The organism is Erwinia sp. PME.40.26/001, assembly GCF_055556675.1.
Genome location: NZ_JBVHNP010000001.1, coordinates 1406360 through 1423078 on the forward strand (window position 1 = coordinate 1406360; position 16719 = coordinate 1423078).

The window sequence follows — 16719 nt, forward strand, 5'->3', positions numbered from 1 at the left end:
CTGAAGAACAGTAAATATCATTAAAGTTTTACTAAGGAGCGCACATGACCCGCGTCAATCTGATCACCGGCTTCCTGGGGAGTGGCAAAACCACGACCCTGCGCCATCTGCTGGCGGGTAAACCTGCGGGCGAACAGTGGGCCGTACTGGTCAACGAGTTTGGCGAAATTGGTATAGACGGCGCGCTGCTGGCCGAGACGGGGGCGGTGCTGAAGGAGATCCCTGGCGGCTGCATGTGCTGCGTGAATGGCCTGCCGATGCAGGTCGGGCTGAACAGGCTGTTGACGCAGGTCAAACCTGACCGGCTGCTGATTGAACCCACCGGACTCGGGCATCCCAGACAGATCCTCGATATGTTGTCAGCTGCGGTCTATGAGCCCTGGATAGACCTGCGCGCCACGCTGTGCCTGCTGGATCCGCGACAGCTGGCGGATGAACGGGTCATCCACAATGAGAACTTTCGCGACCAGCTGGCCGCCGCCGATATTATTATTGCCAATAAGCAGGACCGCTGGGCAGAGACTGACCGGGAAGTACTCCGGCGCTGGCATCAGCATGCTGCGCCCTCGCGCCAGCTGATCGCTACCGATCACGGCCAGATTGACCCGGCGCTGCTGGACCTTCCCCGGACCAATCTCCAGGTATTGCCAGCCCCGTCGCACCATCACTCTGCCGCCCGATCCGGCCTGGCCGCCCTGAAGCTGAACGACGCGGCCCGCTGGCGACGCGCGCTCAATCAGGGCCAGGGATATCACGCCTGCGGCTGGATCTTCGACAGTGAAACGGTTTTTGCTACCACAGGTCTGCTGGAGTGGGCCAGGCTGGCCCCGGTATCGCGGGTGAAAGGCGTGCTGCGTATCGCGGAAGGGCTGGTGAGCATTAATCGCCAGGGCGCAGATTTCCATATTGAAACCCGCCAGTCTGCGCCGCCGGACAGCAGAATAGAGCTCATTCATGAAGAACCTGCCGACTGGAATGATTTGCAAACAGCTCTGTTGAATCTTCGTTTATAATGTCAGGCATACTCTACGCGCGACTTTCCTGAAAAAAACCTTAAAACGATATGACTATTAAACGTTTATTACTCATCCTGCTGCTGAATGTGCTTGGCCTGGCACTGTTTTTCTCCTGGTATCTGCCCGTCGATCACGGGCAGTGGTTCACGCTGGATAAAACTATTTTCTACTGGTTCAACCAGCGTCTGGTGACGAACCAGGTACTGCTGTGGCTGGTGGCCATCACCAACTTCCGCGCGTTTGATGGCGTATCGCTTCTGGCTATGGGGGCTCTGTACCTGCACTTCTGGCGTCGGGAGACGCCTCAGGGCCGTCGCCGCATGTTTGCTATCGGCATCACCATGCTGATCACGGCGGTTGGCCTGAACCAGCTTGGTCATCAGATCCCGGTATCACACGCCAGTCCGACGAAGTTCTTCCCGCAGGTGAATCACGTCACTCAGCTCACCGGCATCCCCACCAAGGACGCTTCGGCAGACAGTTTCCCGGGCGATCACGGTATGATGCTGATGATATTCGCCTGCTTTATGCTGCGGTACTTCACCCGTCGCGCCTTTGCCTTGTCGGTGCTGATTGTGCTGGTCTTTGCCCTGCCGCGCGTGATGATTGGAGCACACTGGTTTACCGATATTGCGGTGGGTTCCCTGTCTATAGTGCTGGTGGGCATGAGCTGGTGGTTGCTGACACCGGCCAGTGATTATCTGGTGAACTGGCTGTACCGTAATCTGCCGGGGAAATATAAACCGGTTAAATAAATCCTTATTTCCCGCCCGCAGATAACAGGATGCTGCGTCTTTCACTCTGCCGTCAGAGAAATCATCTGGCGGCAAAATACGAGAGATCCAGCTCCTTATCTTCCACCCTGATCTCAGCGCAAACCCCTGAAAGTCGCACCTGTCCAGCCAGATAATTCTGATTTTTGCTTGACCCGTGGCATGTCGCAGCAAAGTTGCGGTTAAGCACAAACAGATAAGCTGATAATTGACGATATTGTAATCAATTCGTTACTTAATGATTTCACATCACAAAAACCTACAAAAAAGTGCTCAAAAGCCCTCGCCATGCGCTTTGTAATCGGGTAACCTCGTCTTCGATTAGGCGAAATGGCTAAAGTATTTCGGTATGTTACATTTTAAATTGTGCTCAATAACACATTTTAACGTTTTCCGAATTGTCTTACCCTCCGGCACTAATTAATCTCGTCTCGTTTCGCAATTCTGCTAACGACTGCGTCGTTAAGGACTTCAAGGGATCACAAAAATAATGGTCAAGTCTCAACCTATACTGAGATATATCTTGCGGGTGCTCCCCGCGGTCGCATTAGCGACACTGTTGTCAGCCTGTAGTTCGAACAGCGGACACAATGAACAAACTGATACTCATGCAGTTAAAAACCAGAACGGTTTTTTACTTCAAGCGTCTCAGGATGAATTCGAACAGATGGTTCAGAATGTGGATATTAAATCCCGCCTGATGGACCAGTATGCGGACTGGAAAGGTGTACGATATCGTCTTGGCGGCACCAGCAAGCGTGGCATTGATTGCTCTGCGTTTGTCCAGACTACCTTCCGTGAACAGTTTGGTCTGGATCTCCCACGCTCGACCTATGAGCAGGAAGATACCGGAAAAAGTATCCAGCGCGCGAAACTGCGCCCCGGTGATCTGGTGTTGTTCCGTGCAGGCTCCACGGGTCGTCATGTCGGTATTTATATCGGTAATGACAACTTCGTTCATGCCTCCACAAGCAGCGGTGTGATGATTTCGAACCTGAATGACTCCTACTGGAAAAACCGCTACCGCGATGCCCGTCGGGTACTGAGCCGAACGCAGAGCTGATTTCATTCCCTTGAAGTCTGCGAACACGAGATAAGAAAACGCTGCCCTGGCAGCGTTTTTTTTGTCTTTTATTCCCGCCCCTCACCTGCCCTGCTGACGGTCTGCCCGCCCGATATTTTCAGGAATAGCCGTAAAACGGTTCCGCGACGATCCATCCTGAGGATAATCTGAGGGGGTAAAAGTAAAAGCGTTGACTTATCAACAATAAGATAGAGACAGAATCCCCCCTCCGTTATATTCTCACTGGCTGACACCAGAATAAAATGGCGCGCAACCCATAATAATAAAACCGGCGAAAACGGGAGAGATCACCGAATGCCACTATCTACCCCCGTCAGGCGGCAGGTGACTCAGCCGCGCAAGATAGTCTTTCTCAGTACAACCACAGGTTTTCTCTTTTTTCTGCTGTTTATCATCATCATGCTGACGCTGACCTGGAATCGCCGATCTGCAGAGCATGACCGCCTTGCCAGCTATACACAGAGTTATGTGGCCAGTGTATTCGCTGATCTGCGCGGTACCCTGCAACCCCTTCAGGCACACACCCTGGCATCCTGTGAGCAGGTGCGTAACGACCTCACGCAGCGTTCAGCCTTTGCCCCTAACGTGCGGGCGATTCTGTTAGTCAGTAAGAATAATGCCTTTTGTTCCTCGGCAACCGGGCCGATGCAGATGGATATCCATCAGATTTCCCCCCATACCGATATCAGCAACATGACGGATATTCGTCTGATCCCGGGTACGCCGATGATGCGCGGCAACCCCGCTATCGTCCTGTGGCTTAAAAATCCTGCACAGCCAGGCAGCGGCGTCTTTACCACCCTCAATATCAACCTCACCCCCTATCTTTTACTGGCATCGCGCGATCAGCAAATCAGCGGCATAGCGATGGCGGCCGGTGAGAGTGCGATGACCAGCTGGAGTGAGCGGGTCATAAAGCGAAGCGCCCTGCCACAGCATGCGTTGCGGACCATCGCCATACCGGGATACCCCCTGACCCTCTATCTGTATGGCGATGCCCTGCCACAGCGTGATATCCCTGTTATTCTGCTGGCCGGACTGGTGTTAGGGCTGTTAGTCACCTGCGGATGTTTCCAGCTGTTCACGCTTCGCCTGCGCCCTGGCAAAGAGATCATGCTGGGTATCAAGCGCGGTGAGTTTCACGTTGAGTATCAGCCGGTCATTGAAACCCATAACGGCAAGCCTTACGGACTGGAGGCGCTGCTGCGCTGGACGCATCCAACGGAAGGGCGTATTCCGCCCGATTCGTTTATCAGCTATGCCGAAGGGCAGAACCTGATTGTGCCGCTGACCCGGCATCTGTTTACGCTGGTGGCACAGGATGCACATCGCCTGTGCAAGGTGGCCCCGGCCGGGACGCGGATGGGGGTCAATCTGTCCTCTCATCATCTTAGCCACCCCAGCTTTCGCCAGGACGTGCTGGACTGGATAGCCATGATGCCGCCAAACCATTTTGAATATATCTTTGAAATCACTGAAAGTGCGATGGTCAATGATAATAACGCTGATAAAATATTTGACTGGATCCGCCAGCAGAATATCCGCATCGCCATTGATGACTTCGGCACCGGCCACAGCGCGTTAATCTATCTTGAGAAATTCCAGTTTGATTACCTTAAAATTGATCGCGGTTTTGTGCAGAGTATCGGAATGGAAACAGTGAATACCCCCGTACTGGATGCCGTGCTCACGCTGGCGAAAAAACTCAATCTTAAAACGGTCGCGGAGGGGGTAGAGACCGCCGGGCAGGCCCTGTGGCTGATTAATCGTGGCGTTACGCACCTGCAGGGCTTCCTGTTCAGCCGCCCGCTTAACGTGCCGCAGCTGGTCGACTATTATCGGCAGGAACCCGTCCCGTCCCTTAGCGGGGCGCGGGAATGACCGGGGTAACCCTTTTAATATCATTGTGTCATCGTGGTTTTACTGCCAGGCTGGCGAAATTAACCAATTTGTTTCAGGTGGGAGTCTGTTGAACCATGATTATGCGGTGTTTTGTCTTAGTCATCGTCAGCCTGTTTGCGGCCAGCGTGCAGGCCGAGAAAATCAATCAAAGTGACAGTTTTGCCCAGCTCGGCGTAGCGAAGTATGCCGGGGGTTTCACCCATTTTGATTATGCCAACCCGGCTGCGCCGAAAGGCGGCAGAGTCACCCTGTCGGCCATCGGTACCTATGATAATTTCAACCGCTTCGCGATGCGCGGCAGCCCGGGCGTCGGCACCGAATCACTCTATGACCACCTGTTTACCTCCTCGGATGACGAAGTGGGCAGCCTGTATCCACTGATTGCGGAGTTTGCCCGCTACCCTGATGATTTTCGCTGGGTGGAAGTGACAATCAATCCCCGCGCACGTTTTCAGGATGGTTCACCCATTACTGCAGCGGATGTGGCCTTCACTTTCCACATGTTTATGACCCAGGGCGTGCCGCAGTATCGTGTGTTCTATAAAGGCGTCACGGCAAAAGCCCTCTCCCGCCTCACCGTGCGCTTCGATCTGCCAAAAGGTGACCGCGATAAGATACTGTCTCTGCTCGCCTCTCCGGTATTTCCGGAAAAATTCTGGAAGGATCATAACCTCGGCGAACCGTTGCCTGCGCCGCCGTTATCCAGTGGCCCCTATCAGATCACCGCTTATAAAGTGGGCCAGTCGATCACCTATTCCCGGGTAAAAAATTACTGGGCGGCGGATCTGCCGGTCAATAAAGGTCGCTATAACTTCGATACCATCCGCTATGACTATTATCTGGACGATAACGTGGCGTTTGAAGCCTTTAAAGCCGGTGCGTTTGATTTCCGCACCGAAGGGGCGGCGAAAAAGTGGGCCACTCAGTACACCGGCACTAACTTCGATCGCGGTTATATCCGTAAAGAAGAGCTGCCTAACACGGTGGCAACCAATACCCAGTGGCTGGCATTTAACACGCAAAAACCTCAGTTTGCCGACCGCCGGGTGCGGGAAGCCCTGTCCCTGCTGTTTGATTTTGAATGGATGAACAAAGCGCTGTTTTATAACGCCTACAAACGTGTGGACAGCTATTTCCAGAATACTGAATACGCGGCGCGTCACTACCCGGATGCTAAAGAACTGGAAATCCTCGGCCCGTTGAAGGGGCAGTATCCACCAGAGGTGATAGACCAGATCTATCAACCACCAACCTCTGACGGTTCCGGCTACGACCGGCCCAAATTACTCCAGGCGCTGTCACTGCTGAAGCAGGCGGGATGGGAGCTGAAAAATCAGCGCCTGGTGAACGTCAAAACCGGCAAGCCTTTTGCTTTTGAACTGCTGCTGCGCAGCGGCGGTAATGACCAGTGGGTGCTGCCTTTCCAGCATAATCTGTCACGTGTCGGGATCACCATGTCAGTACGCCAGGTGGACAGTTCGCAGTATCTGGCACGCCTGCGCAAACGTGACTTTGATATGCTGCCAACCGTTTACTCCGCTTTCCCGACTCCGGATACCGGCCTGCAGTTTTACTGGGCAACCGCTTATATGGATTCCAGCTACAACACGCCAGGCGTCAGCAGCCCGCTGATTGACGATCTGATCGCCCGCATTAACCAGCATCAGGGCGATGCCCCGGCGCTGCTGACGCTGGGCCGGGTTCTGGATCGCGTCCTGCTGTGGAACTATTACATGATACCGATGTGGTATACCGCCAACGACCGTTATGCCTACTGGAACAAGTTTTCGATGCCCGTGACGCGCCCGACCTATGCGCAGGGTTTCGATAACTGGTGGTACGATGTCAACAAAGCCGCACAGTTGCCGGCGCAACGTCGCTAAGGAGTCAGACTGTGGGTGCTTATTTACTTCGTCGATTACTGCTGATCATCCCTACACTGTGGGCGATTATCACCATTAACTTTTTTATCGTGCAGATCGCGCCGGGCGGCCCGGTGGATCAGGCGATTGCCAATATTGAATTCGGCCAGACTACCGGGATGCCGGGTGCCGCCGGGGAAGGATCGGCTCACGGCCGCAGCGCCCTCAATGCGTCCCCGGGAGAGGGTGAGTATCGCGGTTCACGCGGCCTTGACCCTGAAGTCATCGCAGAAATTACCCGTCGTTACGGCTTCGATAAGCCGCTGCATGAGCGTTACTTCACCATGCTGTGGAACTACGTGCGGTTTGATTTCGGCGACAGTCTTTTCCGCAGCAGTTCAGTGATCCAGCTGATCAAAGAGAGCCTGCCGGTCTCGGTCACGCTCGGGCTGTGGAGCACACTCATTATCTACCTGGTGTCGATCCCGCTGGGGATAAAAAAAGCGGTGCGCAACGGCAGCGCCTTTGATATGTGGAGCAGCACGCTGATCATCATCGGCTATGCTATTCCGTCTTTCCTGTTCGGTATTATCTTGATTGTGGTGTTTGCCGGGGGCAGCTACCTTGACTGGTTCCCACTGCGCGGGCTGGTCTCGCCGCAGTTTGACAGCCTGCCGTGGTATGGCAAAGTGACCGACTATCTCTGGCATATCTGCCTGCCGGTGCTGGCAACGGTCATCGGCGGCTTCGCCACCCTCACCATGCTGACGAAAAATTCGTTTATGGATGAAATCCGCAAGCAGTATGTGGTGACCGCCCGGGCTAAAGGGCTGGACGAGAAAAAAATTCTCTACCGCCATGTCTTCCGTAACGCCATGCTGTTAGTCATCGCCGGATTCCCTGCCACCTTTATCAGCATGTTTTTCACCGGTTCACTGCTGATTGAAGTGATGTTCTCCCTCAACGGCCTCGGGCTGCTGGGCTACGATGCTACCATTCAGCGCGATTATCCGGTGATGTTCGGCACGCTGTATATTTTTACTCTGATTGGCCTGCTGCTGAATATTCTCAGCGATATTACCTATACGCTGGTTGACCCGCGCATTGATTTCGAGGGCCGCTCATGAGCCGTTTAAACCCGATTAATCAGGCGCGCTGGGCGCGTTTTCGCCATAACCGTCGGGGCTACTGGTCACTGTGGATCTTTGCCGTGCTGTTTATTGTCTGCCTGGGCGCGGAGCTGCTGGCCAATGATAAGCCGTTAATCGTGCATTATCAGGACCGCACTTACTTCCCGCTGCTGGTGAAGTATCAGGAGAGCGATTTCGGTGGCCCGCTGGCAACCCCGGCCGACTATCAGGATCCCTGGCTGAAATCCCGTCTGAGTCAGAGCGGCTGGGCACTCTGGGCCCCGATCCGCTTTGGTGATGATACGATTAATTTTGCCAGCACGGTGCCCTTCCCTTCGCCACCGTCAGCGCAAAACTGGTTAGGCACGGATGCTAACGGCGGCGACGTGCTGTCACGCATCCTGTATGGCACACGCATCTCACTGCTGTTCGGGCTGATGCTGACAGTAGCTTCCAGCGTGATAGGCATTTTTGCCGGGGCGGTGCAGGGCTACTTTGGCGGCCGGGTCGACCTGTGGGGACAGCGCTTTATCGAGGTCTGGTCTGGAATGCCCACCCTGTTCCTGATTATTCTGCTCTCCAGCGTGATACAGCCGGGTTTTTGGTGGCTGTTGGGTATCACCGTGCTCTTTGGCTGGATGGGCCTGGTGGGCGTGGTGCGGGCAGAGTTCCTGCGCACCCGTAACTTTGACTATATCCGGGCTGCACAGGCGATGGGGGTCAGCGACTGGCGCATTATGTCCCGGCATATGTTGCCAAACGCCATGGTAGCGACCCTGACCTACCTGCCCTTTATTCTCTGCGGGTCGATTACCACCCTGACCTCACTGGATTTCCTCGGCTTTGGCCTGCCGCTGGGATCGCCTTCGCTGGGTGAGCTGCTGTTACAGGGCAAAAATAACCTGCAGGCACCGTGGCTGGGCCTGACCGCGTTCTTCTCACTGGCGATCCTACTGTCGCTGTTAATCTTTATTGGTGAAGCGGTACGCGACGCCTTTGACCCGAGCAAGGTGTATTGATATGGCGCTGCTTACCATTCAGGATCTCAGTATTGCTTTTCGCCAGGGCGGCGAAGAGCGCCGGGTAGTGGACGGGCTGTCCCTGTCGGTGGACGCCGGTGAAACGCTGGCGCTGGTGGGCGAGTCCGGTTCAGGAAAAAGCGTGACTGCCCTGTCGGTGATGCGCCTGCTGCCCACTCCGCCAGTGGTTTACCCGCAGGGGGATATTATCTTTGACGGACAGAGTGTGCTGCACGCCGATGAACGCACGCTGCGCGGGCTGAGGGGGAATCGCATCGCGATGATCTTCCAGGAGCCGATGGTATCGCTTAACCCACTGCACAACATTGAAAAACAGCTGTACGAGGTACTGTCATTGCATCGCGGAATGCGCCGTGAGGCGGCGCGGGCCGAAATGCTGACCTGTCTGGATCGCGTCGGCATCCGTCAGGCAGCCAGCCGCCTGAACGATTTCCCGCATCAGCTTTCCGGCGGCGAACGCCAGCGCGTGATGATTGCGATGGCGCTGCTGACCCAGCCCGAACTGTTGATCGCAGATGAGCCTACTACCGCGCTGGATGTCACCGTGCAGGCACAGATCCTCACGCTGCTGAAAGAGCTGAAGCAGGAGCTCAATATGGGGCTGTTGTTTATTACGCATAACCTGAATATTGTTCAGCGTCTGGCAGACAGCGTCACCGTGATGCGCAACGGGCAGGCGGTAGAACACAATACCACTCGCCAGCTGTTCAGCGCCCCGCAGCACGCCTATACCCAGCAGCTGCTGAATGCCGAACCCGAAGGACAGCCTGACCCGGCAGATGCGCACACAGAGCCGCTGTTGCGCGTGGAAAATCTGGCTGTCGCCTTTCCGATTAAGCAGGGGCTGATGAGGCGCACGGTGGGCTACCATCACGCTCTGAAATCCCTCAGTTTTACCCTGCGGCCGGGCGAAAGCCTCGGCCTGGTGGGCGAGTCAGGCTCCGGTAAAAGCACGACCGGACTGGCCCTGCTGCGCCTGCTGCACTCGGAGGGTGAAATCTGGTTTAACCAGCAGCCGCTGCACCGGTGGAACCGCCGGGAAATGCTGCCGGTACGCCGTCAGATCCAGGTGGTGTTCCAGGATCCCAACTCGTCACTGAATCCCAGGCTGAACGTATTGCAGATTATTGCCGAAGGCCTGCAGGTACATCACCCTGAGCTGAACGCAGCCGAACGCGAGACGCGGGTGATCACCGCCATGCAGGAGGTTGGGCTGGATCCGGATACACGTCAACGCTATCCGTCCGAGTTTTCCGGCGGTCAGCGCCAGCGCATCGCGATTGCCCGCGCGCTGATCCTGCAGCCGCAACTGATCATCCTTGATGAGCCAACCTCATCCCTTGATCGATCGGTGCAGAAGCAGATCCTTGCACTGCTGAAAAAGCTTCAGCAGCAGCACCGACTGGCGTATATCTTTATCAGTCACGATCTGCGCGTAGTGCGGTCGCTGTGCCATCAGGTGGTGGTACTGCGTCAGGGAGAAGTGGTGGAACAGGGCGGGTGTGAGGCGATTTTCAGCGCACCGCAGCAGAGTTAAACGCAACAGCTGCTGGCACTGGCCTGAGGGACAGACGTTCAGGCACGACGGTCAATAAGAAAAGGTTCGGCAATACCCACGCCGAAGCTTTTCAGCCGGCAGGTGGTGGCGGACTCATCGTCGCGATGCACAAACAGGCAGGGTTCCCCTTCCCACTCGACAACGGAACAGGCCAGTTGGATCTCAGCCAGCGCAGCTTCAATTTTTTGCATGATTTCCCACGCACAGGCACCGTCATGACTCAGCAGACGCAGCCCTATCAGGTCATCTTCACTGTTCAGCCCGTTCAGCGCCTGCGCTTCGATCACCTGCCCGATGGGGCTGGCGCACCAGCGATAGCGTTGCGGCAAACGATGTACCACCGAATGTTGTAGCGTATTCAACAGGGTTCCCCAGAGCGATTTTTAAACAATTTTTTCACAAATAATTCACAAGGTAAATCATCATTTCGCACCAGCCGTTCAAGCTACTAATAACTGGTACTATTTACCCTGCAGACAGTGACCGGCTGACGAAAAAAAACCTGTCTCCGGCCTTTTTTTGAGAGCAAGATCTCATTTATTTGTTACTTTTACCGCGTTCGTGACGCGATAACAATCGTTTTTAAACCGATATTGTTACTTTTTTCAGGTAAGGTTTTTACAAATAAGCAACATGGCGAGGCAGCCTGCGCGTGCAGGGCGACGATACGTCGTCGCCCTGATGCGGAGTCAGCCAGCGGCCTGGGTATGGCGAGGGCGTGAAGCGTAGATAAACAGCAGGATTGAAACCGTGGCGCAGATAAAGATCGCGCCTACCATCGGCCAGGCGCTGGTGAAGGTAAAGGTCGACAGCAGTGCTCCCGCCAGCGCTCCGACGCCAAAGCGTAGCGTCCCTGCCAGCGAGGATGCCGTTCCGGCCATGTGGGGGAACTCCTCCAGTATCACCGCCATCGCGTTGGAGGAGACCATCGCCACGCAGCCGATAAACATCGCCACGCCAAATACCAGCGGTAAAAAGCCAAGATTAAGCGCGCTGATCACCACCAGCCAGACCCCCATCGAGAACTGGATCAGCAGACCAAAACGGAACATCACCAGCGGGCCAAAGCGGCGTACGCAGCGGCTGTTCAGCAGCGTCATCAGGAACAGGAATACCACGTTCAGGGCAAAGTAATAGCCAAAGTCCTGCGGCGATATATGGTTCAGTTCTATATAGACAAACGGCCCGACATTCAGGAAGGAAAACAGCCCGGCAAACGAAAATCCGCTTGCCAGCATATAGCTGAACACGCGCTTATGGCGGAAAAGCGACAGGAAGTTACGCAGAGTGGTTCGCAGACTGAAGGGCTGCCGCTTCTCTTTTGGCAGCGTCTCTTTTATCTGGGTCACTACCAGCAGCGTGGTGACCACCGCTGCGGCAGAAATCGTCCAGAAAATCGCGTGCCAGCTCCAGATCAGTAGCATCCAGCCGCCGACGATCGGCGCCAGCAGCGGCGCGATGGTCGTCACCAGCATGACAAAGGACATCATCCGTGAAAACTCCTCTTTCGAGTAGCTGTCACGCATCAGGGCGCTGATCACCACGCTGCCCGCCGCCGCCGACAGGCCGTGCAGGAAACGCAGCGTGATCAGCTGATCGATGGTTTGTGCCAGCGCACAGGCGGCGGCGGCAATGGCAAAGATCAGCGTTCCCGCCGCGATCACCGGCTTGCGGCCAAAACTGTCTGCCAGCGGTCCGTAAATTAACTGGCCCAGCGCAAAGCCGAGGATATAGGCATTCAGCGTCATCTGAACGCTGCCCGCCGGGACCGAGAACTCACGCGCAATCTGCGGTAAGGCCGGAAGATACATATCGATCGACAGCGGCATCAGCATGGCCAGCAGGCCGAGGATCACCACTAACCCGGTGGACGAGTTTTTATCTTTTGCCACGCACTGCCCCTTTGATCGACAAAAAGTTAACTAGCGCGTCAGTCCGACGCTGGCAATTTCTTCTTCCGTTAACGGCCGGTACTCGCCGGGTTCCATGTCAGCATCGAGCTGAATGGCACCGATGCGCTCACGATGCAGTCCGACAACGTGATTACCAACGGCAGCAAACATCCGTTTGACCTGGTGATAGCGCCCTTCACTGATCGTCAGGCGAACCTGGTGCGGGTCGATCACCTCCAGCGTTGCCGGTTTGGTCAGCGTTTTTTCATTATGCAGTTGAACCCCGTCAGCAAACTGCTGCGCAGTGTCATCACTGAGCGGGGATTCCAGCGTCACCAGATAGGTTTTCTCGCAGTGGTGGCGCGGAGAGGTGATGCGGTGTGACCACTGACCGTCATCGGTCATCAGCACCAAACCAGTGGTGTCGATATCCAGGCGTCCGGCGGCATGAAGCTTGTAGGCCGAGGGTTCCTCCAGGAAGAACAGCACCGTAGGATGATCCGGATCTTCTGTAGAACAGACGTAGCCCACCGGCTTGTTCAGCATAAAGTAGCGCGGGCCGTGCTGCTGTTGCAGCGGGTTGCCATCATATTCAACCGCGCTGTCCGGGCTCAGTTTAAATGCACTATCGCGTACAACGTCACCGTCTACGGTCACTTTCTTTGCACGAATCTCACGCCCGGCGATGACACGGCTGACTTCCAGTTGCTGGGATATAAATTTATCAAGTCGCATTAACTCTGCACTGCCTGTAATTAGTTTGGAATGGAAACGGACGATAATCGTCTTATGATGTGGCGCAGGGCGCTCATCGGGAATGGAGACGTCAACAGATAAGCCACAAGTATAGCGGCAGAAGCCACTGAGGCACAGAGGGTATCGTATTCTTATGGCGCTTTCATGGCATAATGTCCCTTTGTTGCTGCTTTACAGGTCTTCATGTCGTTTACCTTACGCCCCTATCAGCAGGAAGCCGTTGATGCCACTATCAGCTACTTCCGCCACTCCTCCCAGCCTGCGGCGATCGTCCTGCCCACCGGGGCGGGCAAAAGCCTGGTGATCGCGGAACTGGCGCGCGTGGCGCGTGGACGCGTGCTGGTGCTGGCTCATGTCAAAGAGCTGGTTGCTCAGAACCATGCTAAATATCAGGCTTACGGGCTGGAGGCCGATATCTTCGCCGCCGGACTACAGCGTAAAGAGAGCCAGGCCAAAGTGGTCTTTGGCAGCGTGCAGTCCGTCGCCCGGAATCTGGCACAGTTCAGCGCAGAGTTCTCCCTGCTGATCATCGATGAGTGCCATCGTATCAGCGATGCGGAAGACAGCCAGTATCAGCAAATTATCAATCAGCTGCGTCAGCACAATCCGCAACTGCGGCTGCTGGGACTGACCGCCACCCCTTACCGGCTGGGGAAAGGCTGGATTTATCAGTTTCATTATCACGGTATGGTCAGAGGCAACGAACGCGCTTTCTTCCGTGACTGTATTTATGAGCTGCCGCTGCGCTATATGATTAAGCATGGCTTCCTGGTCCCGCCTGAGCGGCTGGATATGCCGGTGGTACAGTACGATTTCAGCCGTTTGCAGGCGCAGGAAAATGGCCTGTTCAGCGAGGCGGACCTGAATCGAGAGCTCAGGCAGCAACAGCGTATCACCCCACATATCATCCAGCAGATTGTGGAATTCGCCCAACAGCGCGAAGGGGTAATGATTTTCGCCGCGACGGTCGAACATGCCCGCGAAGTACTCGGTCTGCTGCCCGGCAGCAAAGCGCTGATCAGCGCCGGTACGCCTGCAGCAGAGCGTGATGCCATGATTACCGCATTTAAAGCCCGCGAACTACGCTACATGGTGAACGTTGCCGTGCTGACAACCGGATTTGATGCCCCGCATGTCGACCTGATCGCGATTCTGCGTCCGACCGAATCGGTCAGCCTGTATCAGCAAATTGTCGGGCGCGGGCTGCGCCTGAGCCCGGGTAAGACCGACTGTCTGATCCTCGATTATGCCGGTAACCCTCACGATCTTTTTACGCCTGAAGTGGGCGCACCGAAGGGAAAAAGCGACAACCAGCCGGTACAGGTCTTCTGTCCGGGCTGTGGCTTTGCCAACACCTTTTGGGGAAAGGCGACTGAAGATGGCACGATTATCGAACATTTTGGCCGTCGCTGTCAGGGGGTGCTGGAAGACGATGACGGGCAGCGCGAACAGTGCGACTACCGTTTTCGCTTTAAAAACTGTCCGCACTGTCACGCTGAAAATGATATTGCCGCGCGGCGCTGCCGGGAGTGCGATGCCATTCTGGTCGACCCGGATGATATGTTGAAAGCCGCGCTGAAGCTGAAAGACGCTCTGGTGCTGCGCTGCGCTGCGATGGTGCTGGAAAGCGGCAGTGATGCCCAGGGAGAATGGCTCAAGGCGCGCTACTTTGATGAAGAGGCCACGGAGGTCAGCGAACGTTTCCGACTGAAAACCCCGGCCCAGCGCACCGCCTTTGAGCAGCTGTTCCTGCGCCCTCATCAGCGTGCCCCTGGGGTCCCGCTGGGGTGGAAGAACGCCGCTGATATCCTCGCGCTCCAGCCGCTGCTGCGCCACCCCGATTTTGTCGTTGCGCGTAAGCAGCGCCATTTCTGGCAGATTCGTGAGAAAGTATTCGATTATCAAGGACGCTTTCGGCGGGCGAACGAATTGCGTTAAAACGGGCTTCCGGCGTGGCGCTGCCTGCATTATGACGTATTACATTGCCTGTATGGGCAAAGCCGGGTATAATCCCGCCCGCTTTTGCCTGGCTCTGCCGGACAAAAGCTGAACACTCCACCTGTTGCTGGGTCGCCTGTAGCAGGAATAAAACTTGAAGAGACTTAAAAATGTTCACTATTAATGTTGAAGCTCGTAAAGAGCAGGGCAAGGGTGCGAGCCGCCGCCTGCGTTTAGCTAACAAATTCCCGGCCATCATCTATGGCGGAAATGAAGCAGCTGTTGCTATCGAACTGGACCACGACTCCGTACTGAACCTGCAGGCGAAGCCTGGTTTCTACGACGAAGTTCTGACCCTGGTTGTTGATGGCAAAGAAACCAAAGTAAAAGTGCAGGCTGTTCAGCGTCACCCGTTCAAGCCAAAACTGCACCACATCGACTTCGTTCGCGCTTAATCGCTCGTTCGTTTGATGTGAAAAAAACGCCGCTTTATGCGGCGTTTTTTTTCGTCTGAAGCAGCCCGGTCGGGTTGCCTTGCGCTGCGGCAGAAGATGACCTTTTCCGCTCATTGCGACAGCAGAATGCGAAGCGGGCCGCAAAAGCAGGCCCGCCACCCGGGTAACGGGTCGGTTATTTGCCGCTGGTGCGGCGCTGTAGCTGGTCACGCAGGTTAGGCGGCGTACCTTTGATGGTCAGGGTATCCGTGGCCGGATCCCAGAAGATACGCTCACCTAACAGCATCGCATCGAAATTAAGCGTCAGCCCGCCGCCGCTACCGGCAAATTTAGTCAGCTGGCGCAGCGTGCCACGGTCGGCCGGGAAGCTCTCCTCCAGCTCATAGCCCTGCTCCTGGGTAAAGGCCTGGAAGGTTTTCTCCCCCAGCGGAGCCAGCTCGTCAGACAGCTCTTTGAGCGCGATCTCCTCACCGGATTTAAGCTGCTCATTGCAGTAGGCCGACACCTGCTGACGATAATTCTGTCGCTCGTTTTTATCCAGGCTGGCCTCTGCGCAATAATCATCAACCGCCTGAAGCAGACCCCGGTTTTGCGCTTTGGTGTCCAGCCCGACGCTGGCACCGAGGAAATCCATAAAGAAATCGGCAACCTTGCGCCCTACCCGTCCGCGCAGGAAGGTGAGATAGCGCGTTGACTCCGGGTTGGTTTCCCACTCGGTCAGATCGATGCGCGCCACAATATCGGCATGGTTGATATCCAGATAGTGGGTGCTGCTGATATCCAGCTCTTCGTTAACACGCATGCTGTTCTGGCTGCTCAGTACCGCAATCAGCAGGTACTCCACCGCCAGATAGCGATAGTGGCCAAACAACACCACGCCACCTTCCGCGAACGGATATTTGCTGAGCTCGTCGCGCAGTCGCGCACTGGCGGCGCGGCTGAAAGCAAGGAAGTCATTTTCACCCTTACGACAGTTGCGCAGCGCATCGGCCAGCTCGCTCTCCTCATTGAACAGGCCATAGGCTTTGCTCTTGGCGCTGTAAACCCGATGCAGCTCTTCCATCATTGCCGTTACCGGCGCATTGGACGGTAGCAGTGAATCACGCAGAACCAGTTCCAGCGTCTGTTCGTCGCGCTTGATCATCTGGTGAAGGGCAATCTGGGCGATATCCAGACTCATGGTAAACTCTCCTTTAGACACAGGCGCGTATTCAATCACTGTGCGCCCTTTCGATCAACTGCCAGAATGATGTGCAGTTCATTCGCGTTTCTTTGCGATAAAAAAGCAGAAAAAAGCGCGTCCTTACGGTAAG

The 16719-nt window shown here is 55.5% G+C and carries 13 protein-coding genes and 2 pseudogenes; 11 read left to right on the top strand and 4 right to left on the bottom strand.

The window, feature by feature from the left end:
- Positions 1-44: 44 nt before the first annotated feature.
- From ACZ3HG_RS06730 to yejF, 9 genes and pseudogenes are all read left to right on the top strand, one after another.
- Positions 45-522 (top strand): annotated as a pseudogene (locus tag ACZ3HG_RS06730) (CobW family GTP-binding protein); the annotation flags it as partial.
- Positions 523-590: 68 nt separating this feature from the next.
- Positions 591-1013, top strand: a pseudogene (locus tag ACZ3HG_RS06735) (GTP-binding protein); the annotation flags it as partial.
- A 50-nt stretch (positions 1014-1063) separates the two neighbouring features.
- Positions 1064-1771 carry a phosphatase PAP2 family protein gene (locus ACZ3HG_RS06740; RefSeq protein ID WP_191932954.1) on the top strand — a complete coding sequence of 236 codons (708 nt, stop codon included), beginning with the start codon at positions 1064-1066 and terminating at the stop codon, positions 1769-1771.
- 508 nt (positions 1772-2279) lie between these two features.
- Positions 2280-2852 (top strand): bifunctional murein DD-endopeptidase/murein LD-carboxypeptidase, encoded by a 573-nt coding sequence (gene mepS / locus ACZ3HG_RS06745; RefSeq protein WP_191932955.1) that lies wholly within the window; start codon positions 2280-2282, stop codon positions 2850-2852.
- 315 nt (positions 2853-3167) lie between these two features.
- Positions 3168-4754 (top strand): cyclic di-GMP phosphodiesterase, encoded by a 1587-nt coding sequence (locus ACZ3HG_RS06750; protein WP_465332407.1) that lies wholly within the window; start codon positions 3168-3170, stop codon positions 4752-4754.
- Positions 4755-4849: 95 nt separating this feature from the next.
- The gene (locus ACZ3HG_RS06755) at positions 4850-6658 is read left to right on the top strand and encodes an extracellular solute-binding protein (protein WP_191932957.1); all 1809 of its coding nucleotides are present in this window, start codon (positions 4850-4852) and stop codon (positions 6656-6658) included.
- A gap of 11 nt (positions 6659-6669) precedes the next feature.
- The gene (locus tag ACZ3HG_RS06760; RefSeq protein ID WP_465332409.1) at positions 6670-7764 is read left to right on the top strand and encodes a microcin C ABC transporter permease YejB; all 1095 of its coding nucleotides are present in this window, start codon (positions 6670-6672) and stop codon (positions 7762-7764) included.
- Positions 7761-8786, top strand: coding sequence for a microcin C ABC transporter permease (locus ACZ3HG_RS06765; RefSeq protein ID WP_191932959.1), 1026 nt, complete (start codon positions 7761-7763; stop codon positions 8784-8786). The genes ACZ3HG_RS06760 and ACZ3HG_RS06765 overlap by 4 nt, the downstream gene beginning before the upstream one ends.
- Before the next feature lies 1 nt (position 8787).
- A complete protein-coding gene (gene yejF / locus ACZ3HG_RS06770; protein WP_465332411.1) occupies positions 8788-10344 on the top strand; it encodes a microcin C ABC transporter ATP-binding protein YejF in 1557 nt (518 codons plus the stop codon).
- Positions 10345-10382: 38 nt separating this feature from the next.
- On the opposite strand, the gene ACZ3HG_RS06775 is transcribed toward yejF, so the two are convergent.
- The 3 genes from ACZ3HG_RS06775 to rsuA all read right to left on the bottom strand — a co-directional run bounded on the left by ACZ3HG_RS06775 (position 10383) and on the right by rsuA (position 12992).
- Positions 10383-10727, bottom strand: a complete 345-nt coding sequence (locus ACZ3HG_RS06775; protein WP_244633618.1) for a YejG family protein — start codon at positions 10725-10727, stop codon at positions 10383-10385.
- A gap of 327 nt (positions 10728-11054) precedes the next feature.
- Positions 11055-12257 (bottom strand): Bcr/CflA family multidrug efflux MFS transporter, encoded by a 1203-nt coding sequence (locus ACZ3HG_RS06780; protein ID WP_465332414.1) that lies wholly within the window; start codon positions 12255-12257, stop codon positions 11055-11057.
- Between the two features lie 30 nt (positions 12258-12287).
- Positions 12288-12992, bottom strand: a complete 705-nt coding sequence (gene rsuA / locus ACZ3HG_RS06785) for a 16S rRNA pseudouridine(516) synthase RsuA (RefSeq protein WP_191932962.1) — start codon at positions 12990-12992, stop codon at positions 12288-12290.
- 204 nt (positions 12993-13196) lie between these two features.
- Between rsuA and radD the strand changes: the two genes are divergently transcribed.
- Both radD and rplY read left to right on the top strand, forming a co-directional pair.
- Positions 13197-14951 carry a DNA repair helicase RadD gene (gene radD / locus ACZ3HG_RS06790; protein ID WP_191932963.1) on the top strand — a complete coding sequence of 585 codons (1755 nt, stop codon included), beginning with the start codon at positions 13197-13199 and terminating at the stop codon, positions 14949-14951.
- A gap of 170 nt (positions 14952-15121) precedes the next feature.
- Positions 15122-15406 carry a 50S ribosomal protein L25 gene (rplY, locus tag ACZ3HG_RS06795; RefSeq protein ID WP_191932964.1) on the top strand — a complete coding sequence of 95 codons (285 nt, stop codon included), beginning with the start codon at positions 15122-15124 and terminating at the stop codon, positions 15404-15406.
- Positions 15407-15581: 175 nt separating this feature from the next.
- Here rplY and yejK read toward each other — a convergent pair whose 3' ends face one another.
- Positions 15582-16586: a nucleoid-associated protein YejK gene (gene yejK / locus ACZ3HG_RS06800; RefSeq protein WP_191932965.1), complete on the bottom strand. Its 1005-nt coding sequence runs from the start codon at positions 16584-16586 to the stop codon at positions 15582-15584.
- Between the last annotated feature and the right edge of the window lie 133 nt (positions 16587-16719).